Here is a 17,156-nt window from a genome sequence, read left to right as displayed (position 1 = left end):
GTGACGCAACGTTTTTCAGGAGCCCGATTTCCAGTGAAGGTCCAGCAATCCGTCGACGCGGCGGACGAATACCGCAAAGGCACGCGGCGGCGCGGTGAGGAACTGGAGCGCGCCATCCTCTCGGCGACGCTGGAAGAACTTGCCGCCGTTGGCTATCAGGGGCTCACCATGGAGCGGGTGGCCACCCGGGCGCGCACCAGCAAGACCGTGCTCTATCGCCGCTGGGCCGGGCGCGCGGAACTGGTGATGGACGCGTGCAAGGCGGGCGGAATGTCGAATGTCGATGTCCCCGATACCGGTTCGCTGCGCACGGACGTGATCGCCCTGCTGCGCCAGATGTCCGACACGATGGACAGTCCGTTCGGCGGCATCATGCGCGGCCTGCTCGCCGAGATGACGCGCGATCCCGAACTCGGCAGACTCATCCGGGAACGGGTGCACAAGGCCGGACCGACGTCGATCCGCTCCGTGCTCGAGCGCGCCGTCGAACGTGGCGAGGTGGACCGGGCCATGGTGGACTCGCGGCGGGCCACCGTGGCCACCGATCTGTTGCGCAATCACTTCCTGCTGTTCGGCACGCCGGTCGGCGACGACGTCATTTGCGAGATCGTCGACGAGGTGTACCTGCCGCTGGTGCTGCGCCAGACCTAGTCGCGATAACGACATTCCAGCGACGGCGCGAGCACACGGCGCGTTCAACTGCCGACCGTACTGTCGTAGGGGTAGCGGCGGACGGAGATCCCATGCTCGATCCACGACTCAGAACCGCATGGCTGGCGAACGTAGCGGCAGGCGCGGCGGCAGTGACCGTGCGGCGGCCGTTCTATCCGGCACCGAGCCTTGTCCGTGTCGATTCGACTCGGGCACAGCATGATTCGATGACTGCCTCGGACCTCGAGTTGGTCACCGTGACCGATCGGTCCGCGATACTGACCTGGACGACCCGGGCCCGCGATCGCGCCGGACGCTTGCGCCCGGTGCCCGCGGACACCGAGGTCCGGATCGCGCACGCCGACGGCTCCGCCGCGGCGCGCACCCGCTATCTCGACTCCCGAGTCACCGCCTATCACTATGCGGAGATCGATGGGCTCGAGCCCGGCCGCGCCTACCGATTCGAGGCCTACTCGAACGGCCACCGCGCCGCACCCGCCCGCACCCTGGTGACCCGGCGATCCGGAACCCCTGAATCCACCGGCGTATTCACCACCGCGACCCCGCCACCGGGCCGCCTGCTGCGCACCATCGCGCTCGCCAACGACGTGCACTACGGCGAGCACACCAGCGGACTCATCATCAGCGGCATACCCACCGGCCTGCGCCACGACACCGAGCACTATCCGGCATTCATGCTCGACGCCCTCGTCGACGATGTGCGCAGCCCCGACCGCGCCGCCGACCACCTCATCCTCGCCGGTGACCTCACCGACTCCGGCACCCTCGCCCAATCACGCGCGGTACGAACACGATTGGATGCCTGGGGCGAACTGGGCCGCGACTACTTCGTCTGCCGCGGCAACCACGACAAACCAGAACGACACCGCGGGCAAACCCGGGACCACTGGGGCGCCGTCTTCCACAGCCGCCAGCGCCTCGTCGAATACCAGCTCGGCGGACTACGCCTGATCGGCCTCGACACCACCCGGCTCACCGGCTCCGGCGGCACCATCGTCGCGCCACAACGAGATCGGCTGCGCGAAATCCTCGCCGCCGACCCCGACCGCCCCACCCTGATATTCGGCCACCACCCCGTGACATCCCATGCGGCAGTGAGCAATCCGGGCGGCCCAGGCTTCGTCCTCGACCCGTCCAACGCCGCCGCACTACACACCCTGTACCGAAACGCCCCCGGCGTCTTCCTGCATCACAGTGGCCACACCCACCGAAACCGCGTGAGCCGCCCCAACATCGGCATCAACGTCGAATTCCTCGAGGTAGCCGCCGTCAAAGAATACCCAGGCGGCTACCTACTCCTACGCCTCTACGAAGGCGGCTACACCGCCAACTTCTACAAGACCCGCTCCGAAGCCGCCCGCACCTGGAGCACCCGCACCCGCCGCCAATACCTCGGCCTGCACCCCGACCACTCCCTCGGCACCTGCACCGACCGCAACCACACCACCCTGCGTGATTTCTCCGGTCTCACGCGGCCATGAAGCAGAGTTCAGTCGGCGAGATGTGAAAGCGGTTCCCCGGCAACGGCTCTGCGTGCGTTCACAGCGAACGTAGCCGCCATCGCGGCGTAGGACTCCTCGGTGACACCGCCGATATGCGGCGTGACGCAAACATTCTCGCGCAGTAGCGGGTCACCGGGGTCGATGGGTTCCTCCCACGCGACATCCAACCCGGCTCCGGCGAGCTGCCCGGACCGCAATGCCCCGAGCAGCGCCCGATACTCCACAATCGGCCCGCGCCCGACATTGATCACCCACCCGCCCCGCGGCATCGCCGCGAGCGCCGCCACCCCAACCATGCCGAGGGTCTCCTCGGTCAACGGACAACACACAATCAGAACTTCGGTGCCCGCCAAAGCCTTTCGGAACTCACCGACCGAGTAGAACCGGCCGGCGGGAAGCAGCCCGTGCAATGCCGGATAGTCCCGATACCCGCGACGCCCGACCGCGGCGGTAACCGCATCGAACGCCGAAAGCCGCGCGAGCAGCGCGGTGCCGATCGCGCCGGTGCCGAGCACGGTAACCGCCTTACCGGCGAGCATGTTCCCGCTGGGATGCCCGACCCGCCGCTCAGCGACACTCACCTGCGTATCCGCATACCGGCGCAACAGCATCAGCAGATGCAGCATCGCCGTCTCCGCGACCGCGACGGCATTGCCGGTATCGGCGGCAGGCACAAACGCCACCGGGATAGCGCGACCCCGAGCGGCTGCCGCGTCAACCCCTTGCAAACCGACACCGAACTGCTGGATCAACCGTGGCCTCGTAGCGTCCATCAGCTCAGCACCGACGCTGGCCCCCAACGGAACGAGCACGTCGACGGCAGGCACCTCGCACGCCCCAACTCCCAGCTCAACCAGCTCAGCTTCCGGCAGCGCCGCCCGCAAATGCCGCCGAACCTCAGGAAACTCGGCCCCACACAGTCCGATGATCATCCGGCAATCCTGCCCGAATCGGACTGCGAAGGCCACGCATGCGGGGCTAGATCCAGCCCCTCTCACGGGCTTTGAGGGCCGCCTCGTAGCGGTTGGCTACGCCGAGTTTGGCCATGGCGGAGGAGAGGTAGTTGCGGGTGGTACCTGGGGTGAGGTGGGCGCGGCGGGCTATGTCTTCGACGGAGGCGCCGTCGATGGCGTATTCGAGGACGTCGGCTTCGCGGGCGGTGAGGACGGTGTCGCCTGCGCTGATGGCTTCGGCGGCCAGGTCGGGGTCTACGTAGCGGCCGCCGCGGTGGACGGTGCGGATCACCTCGGCGAGCGTTGCGGCCGAGGTGGTTTTCGGGAGAAAGCCGCGGACGCCGGCGGCGAGGGCTCGTTTGAGGTAGCCGGGTCGGCCGTGGCTGGTGACGATCAGGGTGCCCGCGCCGGGGGTGAGGCGCTGCAGTTCGATGGCGGTCTCGATGCCGTCGATGCCGGGCATCTGCAGATCGATGACGGCCACCGCGACCGGCGCGCCGCTCTCGCCGCGGCGATGCCATGCGGCGACGAGTTCCTCGCCGGAGCCGACGTGGTCGATCACCTCGAGGTCGGCTTCGAGATCGAGCATGGTCGCCAAGGCGGCACGGATGAGCGTCTCATCGTCGGCAAGGAACACCGGAATCATTTCTTCTCCCAATGGATTTCGAGGGCGAACTGCTCAGGCGACGCGGCGACGTCGAGCGTCGCGCCGATGGCCGCGAGCCGCTCGCCGAGGCCGCGCAGGCCGGATCGCTCGCCCGGTGTGCCGTGCGGACAGTCATTGCGCAGCGACATCCCCGCGTTGCCGAGCGTGAGAATCGCCGAGGTGGCCGCCGAGTGTTCGACGATATTCGTGGTGCCCTCCCGCACCGCCCAGGCGGCGACCTCGTGGAACCGCGCCGGGACCTTCGCCGCGTCGCCCTCGACAACGAGCCGGCAACCCACCGCCGACAGCAACGAGCGGGCGCCGCCCACCTCCCCCATCAAATCGATGCCTCGATAGCCGCGCACCAGTTTTCGCATCTGCCCCATCGACTCGACGGCGAGCGTCTTGATCTCGTCCATCTCGACGGCCGCGCGCTCGGCTTGGCCGGACCGCGAAAGTACCACCGCCAGCTCGCTTTTCACCGCAATGGCGGAGAACCCGCGACCGACGATGTCGTGCAGGTCCCGCGCGAAGCGTAAACGTTCCTCCGCCACTTGCAATTCGGCTTCCACCCCCTTCGCCCGATCCAATTCATCGACCACTCGCACTCCCCACACGGTGACCAATGTCGTTGCGACGACGAAACTTCCGATAACGAAGGTCACCGCCGCGACAGCCAGTCCCGCGAACGGCGACGAACCGAAGACCACTCCGGTGACGACGCTGATCCCGAGAACGGTCCACCATTTGTGCCGCAGGAACGCGACAACGGAGAGCATGCCGAGCGCCGCCGCGAAGACGCTGACGATGCTCGCTTGCGTGCTGATCAGATCGCTGTCGGCCAGCCTGGCGACCAAGGCGAACGCCAGCCACACCCCGGCCAGCGCCGCGCCGGCCGCCGGCAGTGCCCGCCGGCGCCATCTCGCGCGCGACCGCCCGGCGAAGTCGGGTTGCACTTCCAGCGCAACGATCGCCGCGACACCGGCGACCACCAGCCCGACCGTCAACCACGGTCCACGCGCGCTGACCGACAGCCCACCGGCGACCGCCGAGAGCACGGCGACCTGGATGGTGACGCGCGTGTACAGCCGGAACTTCACCGGCCCTGACAACGCGTCCCACCAGGAGGTCAAGCGGCTCAACCGCGATCGTCCCAGCGGAAGCTCTTGCGGGTCAGCGCGAGCGCCAAGACGGTCCATATCGCCAGTGTGGCAAACGGCCGGCCGAGCTCGGTGCAGGTGCCTGCGAAATCGAGCGCCACATCGGAGGCGGCGGCGGTGGATGTCTTGCCGGACGCGCCGAGGGACGCGAGGTCGGAAATGGCCGCGAAGGGTGTCCAGTCGGCCAGCTCGGCCAGTCGATCCGGCAGCACAGTGCGGATGGAACCGAAGCCGATCATCGCGACCAGCATGACGGGCAGGGAGGTCATCTGCGCGGCCTCGGCGTTCTTGGTGACCGCACTGGTCGCGAGCGCGAGCAGGGAGAACAGGACGATCCCGGCCAGCAGCGCGAGCGCGGTCGCCAGCGGGTTGACCGGAGCGGGTGCGCCCGCGCCGTAGATGACCGCGGCGACGACGACCGTCCCGAAGGTCGTCATCAGCACACCGGGAACCGCCGGGGCCGTCAGAATCTGCCAGTCGGCGGCCTCACCAGTTCGCAGCCGCTTCAACACGCCTTCGCTGCGGCGCGTCGTGACCATCGACAGCACCGAGTAGTACTGCACGAAAAGCAAAGCGAGCAGCGTGAACATCTCGAACGCGATCGCGGCGGTTTTCGTCGTCGGCGCGTCATCTTTGGTCGCGATGAAGTAGATGGCCAGCGGAATGCCGATCGGGAAGAGGGTCGCCATCCAGACCAGCGTCTTGTTGCGCCGGAACTGCCGGTATTCGGCCTTTCCGAGCGCGACAAGCGGGTGGCGGCGGAAAGCGGGGGCGGCGAGGGTGGTCATCGTGCTGCTCCGATCAATTCAGGGGTGGTCGCGGGCGCGTCGACCGGTGCGTTGGCGATGTCGAGGAAGACGGCCTCCAGCGAGGCCGCGCGCGCTTCGAGCCCGCCCAGCCGCAGGCCGTGTTCGCGCGCCCAGCCGAGCAGTTCGAACAAGTGACCCTGCAGGTCGAAGGTGCTGACCGTGACGCGAGCCTGCGCGTCGATCCGCGCGGAACCCAACCGTGGCAACGGCAGTCCCGGATGATCGAAGGAGATCCGGGCCGGATGGCCGTCGACGATCTCGCGCAGCGTGCCCGCGCGCGCGACCTCGCCCTTGTGCATGATCGCGATCCGGTCGGCCAGCGCCTCCGCCTCATCGAGATAGTGCGTGGTGAGCACCATGGTCACGCCGGACGATTTGAGGTCGGCGAGCAGCTGCCACGTCGCGCGGCGGCTCTCCGGGTCGAGTCCAGTGGTCGGCTCGTCGAGGAACAGCAACCGCGGCTGCCCGAGCAGGGCACAGGCCATATCGACGCGGCGCTGCTCCCCGCCGGACAGTGCACCGACTCGAACATCGGCACGATCGGCCAGGTCGACCTGGGCGAGGACGGTGTCGACGGTAGTCGGGTTGGTGCAGGTCCCGCGCCACATCTCCAGCGTTTCGCGGACGGTCAACTCGGCGGGCAGACCGCCGGACTGCAACATGATGCCGACCTGCGCGCGGACTTGGTCGCGGTTCTGCAGTGGGTCGAGCCCGAAGACCTCGACGACACCGGACGACGGTGTGACAAGCCCTTCGAGCATGTCGAGCGTCGAGGTCTTGCCCGCACCGTTGGTGCCGAGCAGGGCGAAGACCTCACCCTCGTCGACTTGCAGGTCTACGCCTTTCACCGCCTCGAACGCGGTCTTGCCGTGGCCGTAGGTGCGGCGCAGACCGCGCGCGTTGATGATGTCGTGCGCCGGTAGGTGCCGATTCGCGCTGTTCATGGTTACTACGATCATGGACTCGGTCGGGCGTCAGTAGTACGCGCAGTCACCGAATCCCGATGAGTAATTCATCGACCGGCCATGACAAAAGTCATCAGGACGTCGCGGGCGAGTGTCGGCGGGGAACGGTCGCGGGGTCGGAAAGTGCCGAGCGGCGGGCGAATTCGATGACACCGAGCAGGGCCGCGTCCGCGCCGAGGAGTGCGGGGGTCACGTCAGGTTCCGCGGTGGGCACGAGCGCGCGCCGGCCGGTGAACTGATGTCGGATCACCGGGTCCAGCCATGGAAACCACTGCGCCAGCGCCCCTCCCAGGATCACCTCGTCGATGTCGAGCAGTGCGGTGATCGACAGTATCGCCGTGCCCAACGCCCGCCCGGCACTGTCCATTGCCTCGAGCGCGTGCTCGTCGCGCCGTTCGAGTGCCTCGATGAGTACCTCGAAGGCCGACCCGATTCCGTTGCGCCGCAGTGCATCATCGAGGCCGGCGGCGGTCAGCACCGCCTCGGGGCCCGCGTAACACACCAGGCAACCACGTGCCCCGCAGACGCAGGCCGGTCCGTCGATGGCGACAGGCATGTGGCCCGGCTCGCCGGCGATGCCACGGCTCCCGGTGTGGATTCGCCCGTCCAGCACCACCCCACCACCGATGCCGGTCCCCGCCGCGATGTAGACCACGCCGCGCGGACGGCGCGGATGCGCGTGGTATTCGGCGAGCGTGGCGGCGTTCGCGTCGTTGATCACGTCGATCGGACAGGTCAGCTCCGGCAGCCTGGCGGCGATCAGCGCGCCCAGCCGGACGGGTCGCAGCCAGCCGAAATCCGGTGCGGCGAGCACGGTTTGCGCTTCGTCGTCACCAACAGGTCCGGCCATCGCTACCGCGACACGTACCAATTCCGCGTCGGGCGGTGCCGCGACTATGGCTCGCTGTACCGCGGCGGCGATCGCGTCCGCCAGCGCCGCGGGGATCCCGGCAGCGCCGTAATGCGCTGTGGCGTCGCGCCATACGATCGTGCCCGCGAGATCGGCGACAGCCACCCGCAATTGGTCGGAACTGATCTGCACCCCGATGGTCGACGCGCGCCGCGGGATCATCCGCAGCAGTTGTCGCGGCCGACCTCGTCCACCGCGATTCAGTACGCCATCCTCGGACACCAATCCGCGCGCCGCGAGTTCGGCGACCATCGTGGTGACCGAAGCGTGCGACAGCCCGGTGGCCACGGCGATCTCGGTGCGCGCACAGGGTCCGTGTTCGGCCACGTGACGCAACACCAGCCCGAGGTTGCGTCGCCGGACGGCCACCGAATCGTGTCCCTGTTGTCTCGCCACCTCACCGAGACTATGCAGGTCAAGAATTTTTTCAACCCTTGACTTATTCCCGGCCGAATCGCGAACATACGGTGATCGCACGAAACGAATCGAGGTCGCGATGCCTGCCGCGCACATCAACCGCCGGACGGTCCTGCTCGGAGCAGGGGCCATCACGTTGGCGGTCGCCTGCTCGACCGAGCGATCCGCCACCGACACCGTCCGGACGACCTACGGTCCGGTCCGTGGCAAGCGCCGCGACACCGGCATCGCCTTCCTCGGGGTGCCGTTCGCCCGCCCGCCGGTCGGTGCGCTGCGATTCGCCGCGCCGGCACCGCCCGCGCCCTGGACCGAAACCCTGGACTGCACCGCGTACGGGCCCACCGCACAGCGCAAGACGATGGGCGAGGTGACGACCATCCCGGAGCCGAGCATCCCGGGCGACGCCATCCTCAGCGTGAACGTCTTCACCCCAGACCCGGCCGCGCGCGGCCTGCCGGTGCTGGTGTGGATCCATGGCGGCGGCTTCGTCGCGGGCAGTCCGGCCAGCCCGTGGTATGACGGCGCCGCGTTCAATCGCGATGGGGTGGTGCTGGTTTCGGTCGGCTACCGGCTCGGGATCGACGGCTTTCTGCATATGGAGGGCGCTCCGGACAACCGGGCGGTTCTGGACTGGGTCGCGGCCCTGCAGTGGGTCCGCGACAATATCGCGTCATTCGGTGGCGATCCCGGAAAAGTCACCGTCGCCGGTCAATCCGCGGGCGGCGGCGCGGTGTGGGCACTGATGGCCACTCCGTCCGCGCGTGGGCTGTTCCGCGCCGGAATCTGTGCCTCCGGCGCGGTGGCTCAGCCGAACGATCGTGCCGCGGGGCTCGCCGTGGCCGACCTGTTCACCCGGCGCACCGGTGTACCCGCGACCGCCGCCGCGCTGCGCGCCCTGCCGGAGCACACCGTGCTCGAGATGCAGGACGCGCTGCAAGCGCCCGGGCCGGGCAGCGAGACCGTGCCGATGCTCGGCTTGGCGCCGTTCGCCGACGGCACGCTGATTCCCGAGGCGACGCCCGCGCTGTTGAAAAACGGGGCGGGCGGCGGTATTCCGCTGCTGCTCGGTTTCACCCGGCACGAGTTCAACATGGCGGCAACCATGCTGGCACAGAACCCCGGCGCGGCCGCCGCCGGCCCGATCGCACAAGCCGGGCAGGGCGTCGACATGAATGCCTACCGCGCCGCCTATCCCGGTGCGGACGCGACTGAACTCGCCGGACAGGCCATCAGCGACACCATCATTCGCGGACCCTCTTACCAGGTCGCCGAGGCTCGCGCGCGGCTGGATCAGCCCACCTGGCTCTATGAATTCGTCTGGACTTCAACGGCGCCCAGCTTCAACGGGATGGCGGCGCACTGTCTCGACCTGCCGTTCGCCTTCGACCTGCTGCATGCTCCCGGGGTCACCGAGGCCGAGGGCACCGCGGCGCCGCAAGCACTGGCCGACGCCATGCACACGGCCTGGGTCGGCTTTGTCAAAGACGCTGTCCCCGGCACGAATTGGCCCCGCTACACCCCGGACACACGACAGACCATGATCTGGTCGAACGAGAGCCGTATCGAATCCGACCCCTTCGCCGCGCAACGCCCGATCTGGACCTGAACAGACGCGGTTGCTTTCCCGATCTGTGGGTACCTCCTGGGCACTATCAGGAGGTTTCACCATGTTGGCGATAGCTGCCGCAGTTTCATTCGCACTCGCTTTGCTGTTCGATCTGACCAAGTCCACCCTCGGCGACACGGTCACCGCGGGCACTCTCACCACCCTCGGACTGCTACTCGTCGCCCTGCACCTGGCCGGTGTCGGCACCGGCAGCCGTTCGTTCAACTGGCGCCGCACCCGCCGCTGAGCATCAGCGGTAATTCCGCACCGGCACAACGCAATCGCGAGCACGGGCGGACGAGTTCCAGCACATAGGTCAGGGCGGGTCGCACTGTCGCCAGCGCGAACCGCCCTGCACGTGGTCGATGATTACCCTTCGGCCGCGGTCCGCAGATCCGCCAGCCAGGCGTCCAGACCGGCACCGAGAAAGTAGGTGGAGGTCGGCACGTCCGCTTCGACCTGCGCGCCGTGCCAGTTCTCCTCGGTGCGCACGAGCACGCCGCCGGGCATCGGGATGAAGTTCCAGACGTGGATGCCGCCGTCGATGCTCATCCCGTTGCCGACCGCGGGACCACTCCAGCGGATGCACTGCTCGGGCTGAATCCGCTGGACGGTGGAGGTGATGGTGAGGGTGGTCGCGGGCGTCTTCTCCGTGGCCGGGACCGGGGTTGTCCACTGGAACTGCGAACCCGGCTGCATCGGGCCCGAATCGAGGCGCTTGTTGCTGGTGACCGGCTTCTGCCAAGCGGGCCAGCGCGCCACGTCGGTCTGCAGGTTCCAGATCTTCGCCAACGGCGCCTTGATGAAGGCCTCGGTGCGGTAGTGGATGGGGGCGGCGGCGTCGATGCCCTGGCCCCCACAGGTCAGCGGCAGCACGTCCGCCGCGGAGCCGGTGTCGGCGACCGCCGGTGCGGCGGTGGCGCCGAAAATCGCTGCGGTCACGGCGATTCCGAGGAGGGCGGTGCGCTTGCGGGCGGAGCCGGTCGGTGCGGGCGACGTGCTGGACGGGCGGGTGTCGGTCATGTTCCTACTCCTTGTTTACGGGCCGTCTCGAGGTTTTCAAGTTAGCCGCTCTTGCGTTAGTTAGAACCTATAACAACACTCGGTAAGATGCAAGAGCCAAAGTGATAACCTCTAACCAGAACCGACGGACAGCAGGATAAGGAGTGGTCCATGGCAGAAACAGGGGTGAGCAGCCCACGCGAGCGCTATCGCGTGCAGATGCAGGCGGAGATCAAGGAACGCGCGTGGGAGCAGATCGCCACGGCGGGCGCATCGGGCCTGTCGCTCAACGCGATTGCCAAACAGGTGGGCATGAGCGGGCCCGCGCTGTACCGGTACTTCGCCAGTCGCGACGAGTTGATCACCGAACTCATCCGCGACGCCTACCGAAGCTTGGCCGACACCCTCGCCGCCGCCCGCGACGCCGGCGCCGACCTGCGCGGTATGGCCTGCGCCCTACGTGAATGGGCCGTGGCCGACCCGCATCGCTACTTTCTCATCTATGGCACGCCGGTCCCCGGCTATCGCGCACCCGACGCCACCACCGCGATCTCGAACGAGACCATGACGATGCTGATCGAGGCCTGCGCCGCGCTGGACATCGACGAGTCGGCGACGCCGTTCGACACCGAACTCGAACACCATCGCCGGTGGGCCCCCGACAAATCCGTCGCCGCCACGACCCTGCACCGCGCCATCACATTCTGGACTCGCGTCCACGGCGTCCTCTCCCTCGAACTCGCCGGCCACTTCGCCGCGATGGAGTTCGACCCCGCCCTCCTGTTCGCCGACGAAGTGGACACGCTCATGGCGCGCTGACCGCGCCTGCCACTCGCCTGTGCCGTGGCGGTGCGAAGACGCTGTCACCGCGCAGGGCAACACGACCTGGATCATGGTGCGGCAGCAACGGCCTGCGCTAGAAGCGAAATCGCGCGTCTGCTGAACATGGCGTAGCCGTTCGCACAAGCGAGTTCAATAGCAGCATGACCGCTCGCGACCTGCGCCGTGACGCGCTGCACAACCAGCAAGAACTGCTCCGCGCCGCGACACACGCGTTCCATCGCGAAGGTCTGCGCGTCCCGATGGCGACCATCGCCGCCGATGCCGGTGTCGGCATCGGTACCCTCTACCGGCACTTCGCCACCCGCGAGGAGCTACTGAGTCACCTCACCCACCGCTCCTTCGAGCAGGTGCTCGCCAATGTCAAAGCGGCAGAACGTGAGGGGGCGACTCCGGCCGAGCGCATCGCGCTCTTCATCGACGCCGCCATCAGCCAGCGCAACGAACTCGTGCTGCCCCTGCACGGCGGTCCACCGGTCACCGACCCCGAGACCGCAGGCCTTCGCGACCAGATCCACCAACTCGTGCAACGAATCATCGACCAAGGCATCGCCGATAAGACATTGCGTCCGGACACCACCCACGACGACATCATCGCCTTCGGTGCCCTCGTCACCCAGCCGCGCCCAACCGACCCCGACTGGGACACCACCTGCCGCCGCCTGGTCACCATCTATCTCCGCGGCATCCGCCTGGACACCTAAACGGAAGGCTCGTCAGGCGACGATGCGCAGAGGGTGTTCGAGCAGGTCCTTCAGGTGGGCGAGGAACTGGGCGGCTACTGCGCCGTCGATGGCGCGATGGTCGGCGGACAGGGTGACGCGCAGGATCTTTCGGGTGGTCACCGCGCCGTTGTCGAGGCGCAGTTCGTCGGTGGCGGCGCCGACCGCGAGGATGGCGGACTCGGGTGGGTTGATGACGGCGGTGAAGTGTTCGATGCCGAACATGCCGAGGTTGGAGATGGTGAAGGTGCCGCCGGACATCTCTTCGCCGCGGAGTTTGCGGTCGCGGGCGCGGGTTGCCTTGTCGCGGCTGTCCGCCGCGATCTCGGAAACGCTCTTGCGGTCGGCGTCGCGGATCACCGGGACGAGCAGGCCCGCCGGAGTCGCGACCGCGATGCCGAGGTGAATTCCCTTGTGGCGCAGCAGCTTGTCGCCCGCGAAACTGACGTTGACCGAGGGTTCCTTGCGCAGGGTGGTCGCGACCGCCTTGACGAGCAGATCGTTCACACTCACCTTGCCCGCGCCTGCCGCCGCCAGGGTCTCGTTGATCTGCGCGCGGAAGGCGAGCAGGTCGGTGACGTCGATCGCACTGGTCAGGTAGATGTGCGGGGCCTGCTGCTTGCTCTCGGTGAGGCGGGTCGCAGATACTCGCTGGATGTTGGTGAGCGGGATCTCCTCGTAGTCGTCCGATGCCGGAATGCTCTGTGCGGCAGCGGCATTTGCGGACGGAACAGAGCCGGATGTCACGGGCGCCGAGGCCGCGGGTATGGAGGTCGCGGGTGAAGCGTCAAGGGGTGCGGCAGGCGCAGGGACACCGTTGCGATGGGCTTGCTCCACGTCCTGTCGCGTGATCCGACCGCCAGGTCCGGTGCCGACGACGTGAGCGAAATCGACGCCCAACTCGCGCGCGATCTTGCGCGCCAGCGGCGATGACTTCTTCCGCTCGCCCACCTGCACCTCCACTGAGGCGGAGTTCGCGGACGCGGGTCGAGCCACCTCGGCATCGGCCGAATCGGAGCTGGACGGGTTCGCTTGCGCCACAGCACCCGCGGACGCCGAGCCTGCCGCAGCGGCACCAGCTCCACTGCCGTCCCCGACAATCGCGATCGGTTCCCCGATCGGAATGCGCGTCCCCGGCTGAGCGAGGATCTGTTCGAGCACACCGTCCTCGTACGCCTCGAGCTCCATCAGCGCTTTGTCGGTCTCGATCTCGGCAACGACCTCACCGCGGGTGATCTGGTCACCGACCTGCTTCAACCAGGCGGAGACCACCCCGTCCTCCATGGTGTCGGAGAGCCGGGGCATCGTGATTTCAGGCATTATGTCCTCTGTTCCCGGTTCTCAGCGCCGACGGCCAACGGCCGCAAGCGTTTCCACCGCGGCGGTGTAGAGCGAGTCGGCGGACGGCAGTGCGAGCCGCTCCAACGGTTTGGCGTACGGCAGCGGAACCTCCGCCATGGCGACGCGGCGGACCGGCGCGTCGAGGTAGTCGAACGCCCCGTCGGAGATGGACGCCGCGACCTCCGCGCCGATACCGTAGGTCAGCCAGTCGTCCTCGCCGATCACGGCGCACCCGGTTTTGCGCACCGAGGCCACCAGCGTGTCGCGATCCAACGGCCGCAGGCTGCGCAGGTCGATCACCTCGGCCGAAATCCCCTCGTCAGCAAGGCGTTCGGCTACCTGAGTGGCAACCGTGGCCATCCGGGAGTAACTGATCAACGTGATGTCGGTGCCTTCCCGGGTGACTGCGGCCTTACCGATCTCGGCGGCCGGAAGATCCTCGGGCACTTCACCCTTGGTGTTGTAGAGCGAGAGATTCTCCAGGAATATCACCGGATCGTCGTCCTCGATCGCGGCCTTCAACAGCGCCCGCGCGTCGGCGGGCGTGCTCGGCGCCACCACCTTCAAACCGGGCACGAACGCGTAGTACAGCTCGATGTTCTGCGAATGCGTCGCACCGAGCTGCTGGCCGCCGCCACCGGGCATCCGGATGACCATCGGCACGCTGGTCTGCCCACCGAACATGCCGTAGATCTTGGCCGCGTGATTGACGATCTGATCCAGCGCGAGCAGCGAGAAGTTGATCGTCATGATCTCCACGACCGGCCGGAGGCCGAGCATGGCGGCACCGATGGCCGCGCCGACGAAACCCTCCTCGGCGATCGGGGTGTCGCGCACCCGCTTCTCGCCGAACTCGGTGAGCAGGCCCGCGGTGATCTTGTAGGAGCCTTCGAAGACGCCGATCTCTTCCCCGATCAGGAAGACGTCGTCGTCGCGCCGCATCTCCTCGCGCAGGGTTTCGCGCAGCGCTTCGCGATAGGTCATGACAGGCACAGGGGGGTGGCAGCCGGCGGAGCCGGTGGGGTGGGTGAGCACAGTAATCCTCAGGCTGTGAAGAGCGGGTCGGCGGGCAGGCGGCGGGAATCGCCGGGCACCGGCGTGGCGTAGTTGTAGTCGAACAGGCTCGACGGGTCCGGGTGCGGGCTCGAGTCGGCGAATTCGACGGCGGCGGCCACACTCTCGGCCACCTCGCGCTCGACGTCGGCCACCGACTCTTCGGTCAGCACACCGGCGTCCAGCAACCTGTTCTGCCACAGCACGATCGGATCGTGCTCCCGCGCCGTGGACACCGCGTCGTTGCTGCGGTACTTGGCCGGGTCCACCACCGAATGCCCTTTGAGCCGATAGCTCACCGCCTCCAGCAGCGCCGGTTTCCCTTCGCGCCGAGCGGCTTCGATGAGCTCGCTCGCCATATCGCGCACCGCGACCACGTCGGTGCCGTCCACCCGCTCACCGCGCATCTGGTAGGCGGCGGCGCGCTTCCACAGATCCGGTTCGGCCGAGGACTTTTCGACCGTCGTGCCCATGCCGGTCTGGTTGTTGATCACCAGGAACACCACCGGCAGCCGCCACAGCGCCGCGATATTGAGCGACTCGTGGAACGCGCCGATGTTCGTGGTGCCCTCCCCCATCTGGCACACCACCACCTCGTCCCCGCCGCGGTAATCGATGGCCAGCGCCGCACCCACCGCGAGCGGAACCTGGCCGCCCACAATGGCGTAGCCGCCGAGCAGGCGAGTCGCGGTGTCGTACATGTGCATCGACCCGCCCCAGCCCTTCGAGGTGCCGGTGGAACGGCCGTAGAGCTCGGCCATCACCCGGCCCGGCGCGATGCCCTTGGCCAGCGCGTAACCGTGTTCGCGGTAATTGGTGAACAGGTAGTCGGTGGGGCGCATCGCCGCGCCGAGGCCGACCACGGTGGCTTCCTCACCGAGGTTCAGGTGGCAGTAGCCGCCGATCTTGGCCTGCTGGTAGCTCTGCGCGGTGCGCTCCTCGAAGCGCCGCACGAACAGCATGTCGCGGTAGAAACCCCGCAGGGTATCGGGATCGGCTGCCGCGTAAGCGGATTCGGCGGGCGATCCGGCCGGTTTCGCGGCCTTGCGGGCGCTCTTGCGCGGTGCGGTGGTCGTGGTCATGTGCGGACTCCTCAACGCTTGCGCGGGGCGATGTGAACCGGCAGCCCGAGCCCGGCCAGCGCCGTCTCCATGCCGATCTCGCCGAGGGTGGGGTGGGCGTGAATGGTGTCGGCCAGTTCGTCGAGCGTCGCCTCCAGCGAGATCGCCAGCGCGCCTTCGGTAATCAGATCGCTGGCCGACGGGCCGATGATGTGCACGCCGAGCACCTCCCGATGCTGTTGCCCGGCAACGATCTTCATGATGCCCTCGGTCTCGCCGAAGGTCTTGGCCCGGCCCAGCGCGGCGAACGGGAACTTGGCGGTGACCACCTCGTGGCCCGCCGCCCGGGCGGCCTCTTCGGTCAGGCCGACGCTCGCGATCTCCGGGTGGGTGAAGGTCGCGGCGGGGATGACGGCGTAGTCGATGTGCGCGTCGTGCCCGGCGATCACCTCGGCCGCGGTGATGCCCTGATGTGAGGCGACATGGGCCAGCAGCGCCCGCCCGGTCACGTCGCCGATGGCGTACACGTGCTCGACGCCGGTCCGCAGTTGGTCGTCGACCTCGATGAAACCGCGTGCGTCCGTGCCGATTCCAGCGACGTCCAGGCCGAGGTCGGCGGTGTTCGGCCGTCGGCCGACGCCGACAAGCACCACGTCGGCGTCGAGCTCGCGCTCCTTCGGACCGCCCACCGACACGCGCAACGCGTCACCCTGCGCGATGGCGGTGACGGTGGCACCGGTCAGCACCTCGATGCCGCGCTTCCGGAACGACCGCGCCAACGCCGCGCCGATCTCCTTGTCCTCCAACGGAACCAGGCGATCCTGCATCTCCACGACGGTGACCTGGCTGCCGAACGTGGCGAACAGGCTGGCCCATTCGGCGCCGACCGCGCTGCCGCCGATGACGACCAGCCGCTTCGGCACCTCGGTCAGCCCGAACGCGCCGTCGGAGGTGACCACGCCGGGCAGCTCGGCGCCCGGAATCGGCAGCCGCGCGGGCACCGAGCCGGTCGCGACGATCACGTCCCTGGCGCTCACCTGACGCACCGCGGCACCCGGCGCGGCGGCGTAGCGTGGGCCGCCCTCGAAGATCGGCGACGCGCCGGTCTCGTGTACCTCGACCGTGGTCGGTCCGGTGAACCGGGCATGCCCCTCGATCACCGTGACCCCGTTGGCTTTCAACAGACCGGCCACACCGTCGGTGAGCTCCTTGACGATGCCGTCCTTACGCTGCCGCACCGCGGCGAAGTCGTAGCGCACATTGTCGGCGTAAACGCCGAATTCAGCTGCGGCGGTAAGGGTGTGGAAGACCTCCGCGGACCGCAGCATCGCCTTGGTCGGGATGCAACCCCAGTTCAGGCAGACCCCACCCGGACGTTCCTTCTCCACCAAGCCGACCAGGAGACCGCGCTGCGCGGCCCGAATGGCGGCCACATAGCCGCCCGGTCCGCCGCCGATCACCAGTAGATCGAATTCCGGCACTCGTGGTGCTCCTCAT

At 68.0% G+C, this 17,156-nt stretch carries 17 protein-coding genes; 6 read left to right on the top strand and 11 right to left on the bottom strand.

Going from position 1 to position 17,156, the window contains the following annotated elements; all coding sequences use genetic code 11:
• Positions 1-33 precede the first annotated feature (33 nt).
• Positions 34-651, top strand: a complete 618-nt coding sequence (locus tag ACIBCN_RS36170; protein ID WP_396996409.1) for a TetR/AcrR family transcriptional regulator — start codon at positions 34-36, stop codon at positions 649-651.
• Between the two features lie 227 nt (positions 652-878).
• The gene (locus tag ACIBCN_RS36165) at positions 879-2,153 is read left to right on the top strand and encodes a metallophosphoesterase family protein (RefSeq protein WP_396996408.1); all 1,275 of its coding nucleotides are present in this window, start codon (positions 879-881) and stop codon (positions 2,151-2,153) included.
• 8 nt (positions 2,154-2,161) lie between these two features.
• Here the strand turns inward: ACIBCN_RS36165 and ACIBCN_RS36160 are convergent, their stop codons facing one another.
• The 6 genes from ACIBCN_RS36160 to ACIBCN_RS36135 form a co-directional block, all read right to left on the bottom strand.
• A complete protein-coding gene (locus tag ACIBCN_RS36160; RefSeq protein WP_396996407.1) occupies positions 2,162-3,106 on the bottom strand; it encodes an NAD(P)-dependent oxidoreductase in 945 nt (314 codons plus the stop codon).
• Positions 3,107-3,152: 46 nt separating this feature from the next.
• On the bottom strand, positions 3,153-3,773 hold the full coding sequence (locus ACIBCN_RS36155; RefSeq protein ID WP_396996405.1) for a response regulator: 621 nt from the start codon (positions 3,771-3,773) through the stop codon (positions 3,153-3,155).
• Complete coding sequence (locus ACIBCN_RS36150) at positions 3,770-4,915, bottom strand: sensor histidine kinase (RefSeq protein ID WP_396996404.1); 1,146 nt, start codon at positions 4,913-4,915, stop codon at positions 3,770-3,772. Before ACIBCN_RS36150 ends, ACIBCN_RS36155 begins: the two co-directional genes overlap by 4 nt.
• Positions 4,912-5,721 carry an ABC transporter permease gene (locus tag ACIBCN_RS36145; protein WP_396996403.1) on the bottom strand — a complete coding sequence of 270 codons (810 nt, stop codon included), beginning with the start codon at positions 5,719-5,721 and terminating at the stop codon, positions 4,912-4,914. Before ACIBCN_RS36145 ends, ACIBCN_RS36150 begins: the two co-directional genes overlap by 4 nt.
• Complete coding sequence (locus tag ACIBCN_RS36140; RefSeq protein ID WP_396996402.1) at positions 5,718-6,686, bottom strand: ABC transporter ATP-binding protein; 969 nt, start codon at positions 6,684-6,686, stop codon at positions 5,718-5,720. The genes ACIBCN_RS36145 and ACIBCN_RS36140 overlap by 4 nt, the downstream gene beginning before the upstream one ends.
• Before the next feature lie 94 nt (positions 6,687-6,780).
• Entirely contained in the window at positions 6,781-8,013 is a 1,233-nt protein-coding gene (locus ACIBCN_RS36135) for an ROK family protein (RefSeq protein WP_396996400.1), read from the bottom strand.
• A gap of 100 nt (positions 8,014-8,113) precedes the next feature.
• Between ACIBCN_RS36135 and ACIBCN_RS36130 the strand changes: the two genes are divergently transcribed.
• Together ACIBCN_RS36130 and ACIBCN_RS36125 are read left to right on the top strand one after the other, a co-directional pair.
• Positions 8,114-9,640: a carboxylesterase/lipase family protein gene (locus tag ACIBCN_RS36130; RefSeq protein WP_396996399.1), complete on the top strand. Its 1,527-nt coding sequence runs from the start codon at positions 8,114-8,116 to the stop codon at positions 9,638-9,640.
• A gap of 61 nt (positions 9,641-9,701) precedes the next feature.
• Positions 9,702-9,887: a hypothetical protein gene (locus ACIBCN_RS36125; RefSeq protein WP_396996397.1), complete on the top strand. Its 186-nt coding sequence runs from the start codon at positions 9,702-9,704 to the stop codon at positions 9,885-9,887.
• Between the two features lie 122 nt (positions 9,888-10,009).
• Here the strand turns inward: ACIBCN_RS36125 and ACIBCN_RS36120 are convergent, their stop codons facing one another.
• The gene (locus ACIBCN_RS36120) at positions 10,010-10,663 is read right to left on the bottom strand and encodes an SRPBCC family protein (protein ID WP_396996396.1); all 654 of its coding nucleotides are present in this window, start codon (positions 10,661-10,663) and stop codon (positions 10,010-10,012) included.
• A gap of 150 nt (positions 10,664-10,813) precedes the next feature.
• Between ACIBCN_RS36120 and ACIBCN_RS36115 the strand changes: the two genes are divergently transcribed.
• Together ACIBCN_RS36115 and ACIBCN_RS36110 are read left to right on the top strand one after the other, a co-directional pair.
• The gene (locus tag ACIBCN_RS36115; protein ID WP_396996395.1) at positions 10,814-11,461 is read left to right on the top strand and encodes a TetR/AcrR family transcriptional regulator; all 648 of its coding nucleotides are present in this window, start codon (positions 10,814-10,816) and stop codon (positions 11,459-11,461) included.
• 164 nt (positions 11,462-11,625) lie between these two features.
• The gene (locus ACIBCN_RS36110; protein ID WP_396996393.1) at positions 11,626-12,186 is read left to right on the top strand and encodes a TetR/AcrR family transcriptional regulator; all 561 of its coding nucleotides are present in this window, start codon (positions 11,626-11,628) and stop codon (positions 12,184-12,186) included.
• 12 nt (positions 12,187-12,198) lie between these two features.
• Here ACIBCN_RS36110 and ACIBCN_RS36105 read toward each other — a convergent pair whose 3' ends face one another.
• From ACIBCN_RS36105 to lpdA, 4 genes are read right to left on the bottom strand one after another with little or no spacing between them, the layout of a single operon-like run.
• The gene (locus tag ACIBCN_RS36105) at positions 12,199-13,524 is read right to left on the bottom strand and encodes a dihydrolipoamide acetyltransferase family protein (protein ID WP_396996392.1); all 1,326 of its coding nucleotides are present in this window, start codon (positions 13,522-13,524) and stop codon (positions 12,199-12,201) included.
• A 21-nt stretch (positions 13,525-13,545) separates the two neighbouring features.
• The gene (locus tag ACIBCN_RS36100; protein WP_396996390.1) at positions 13,546-14,529 is read right to left on the bottom strand and encodes an alpha-ketoacid dehydrogenase subunit beta; all 984 of its coding nucleotides are present in this window, start codon (positions 14,527-14,529) and stop codon (positions 13,546-13,548) included.
• A 59-nt stretch (positions 14,530-14,588) separates the two neighbouring features.
• Positions 14,589-15,680: a pyruvate dehydrogenase (acetyl-transferring) E1 component subunit alpha gene (gene pdhA, locus ACIBCN_RS36095; RefSeq protein WP_396996388.1), complete on the bottom strand. Its 1,092-nt coding sequence runs from the start codon at positions 15,678-15,680 to the stop codon at positions 14,589-14,591.
• An 11-nt stretch (positions 15,681-15,691) separates the two neighbouring features.
• Entirely contained in the window at positions 15,692-17,140 is a 1,449-nt protein-coding gene (gene lpdA / locus ACIBCN_RS36090; RefSeq protein WP_396996386.1) for a dihydrolipoyl dehydrogenase, read from the bottom strand.
• Positions 17,141-17,156: the final 16 nt, after the last annotated feature.

It is taken from the genome of Nocardia sp. NPDC051052, assembly GCF_044456045.1.
GTDB lineage: Bacteria > Actinomycetota > Actinomycetes > Mycobacteriales > Mycobacteriaceae > Nocardia.
The sequence above is the reverse complement of the archived record's forward strand: the minus strand, read 5'-3'. Positions and strand labels throughout refer to the sequence as shown.

Coding starts and splice junctions, on each gene's coding strand:
- ACIBCN_RS36165 (WP_396996408.1), top strand. CDS start 879: ATGACTGCCTCGGACCTCGAGTTGGTCACCGTGACCGATCGGTCCGCG.
- ACIBCN_RS36160 (WP_396996407.1), bottom strand. CDS start 3,106: ATGATCATCGGACTGTGTGGGGCCGAGTTTCCTGAGGTTCGGCGGCAT.
- ACIBCN_RS36155 (WP_396996405.1), bottom strand. CDS start 3,773: ATGATTCCGGTGTTCCTTGCCGACGATGAGACGCTCATCCGTGCCGCC.
- ACIBCN_RS36145 (WP_396996403.1), bottom strand. CDS start 5,721: ATGACCACCCTCGCCGCCCCCGCTTTCCGCCGCCACCCGCTTGTCGCG.
- ACIBCN_RS36140 (WP_396996402.1), bottom strand. CDS start 6,686: ATGAACAGCGCGAATCGGCACCTACCGGCGCACGACATCATCAACGCG.
- ACIBCN_RS36130 (WP_396996399.1), top strand. CDS start 8,114: ATGCCTGCCGCGCACATCAACCGCCGGACGGTCCTGCTCGGAGCAGGG.
- ACIBCN_RS36125 (WP_396996397.1), top strand. CDS start 9,702: ATGTTGGCGATAGCTGCCGCAGTTTCATTCGCACTCGCTTTGCTGTTC.
- ACIBCN_RS36120 (WP_396996396.1), bottom strand. CDS start 10,663: ATGACCGACACCCGCCCGTCCAGCACGTCGCCCGCACCGACCGGCTCC.
- ACIBCN_RS36115 (WP_396996395.1), top strand. CDS start 10,814: ATGGCAGAAACAGGGGTGAGCAGCCCACGCGAGCGCTATCGCGTGCAG.
- ACIBCN_RS36110 (WP_396996393.1), top strand. CDS start 11,626: ATGACCGCTCGCGACCTGCGCCGTGACGCGCTGCACAACCAGCAAGAA.
- ACIBCN_RS36105 (WP_396996392.1), bottom strand. CDS start 13,524: ATGCCTGAAATCACGATGCCCCGGCTCTCCGACACCATGGAGGACGGG.
- ACIBCN_RS36100 (WP_396996390.1), bottom strand. CDS start 14,529: ATGACCTATCGCGAAGCGCTGCGCGAAACCCTGCGCGAGGAGATGCGG.
- pdhA (WP_396996388.1), bottom strand. CDS start 15,680: ATGACCACGACCACCGCACCGCGCAAGAGCGCCCGCAAGGCCGCGAAA.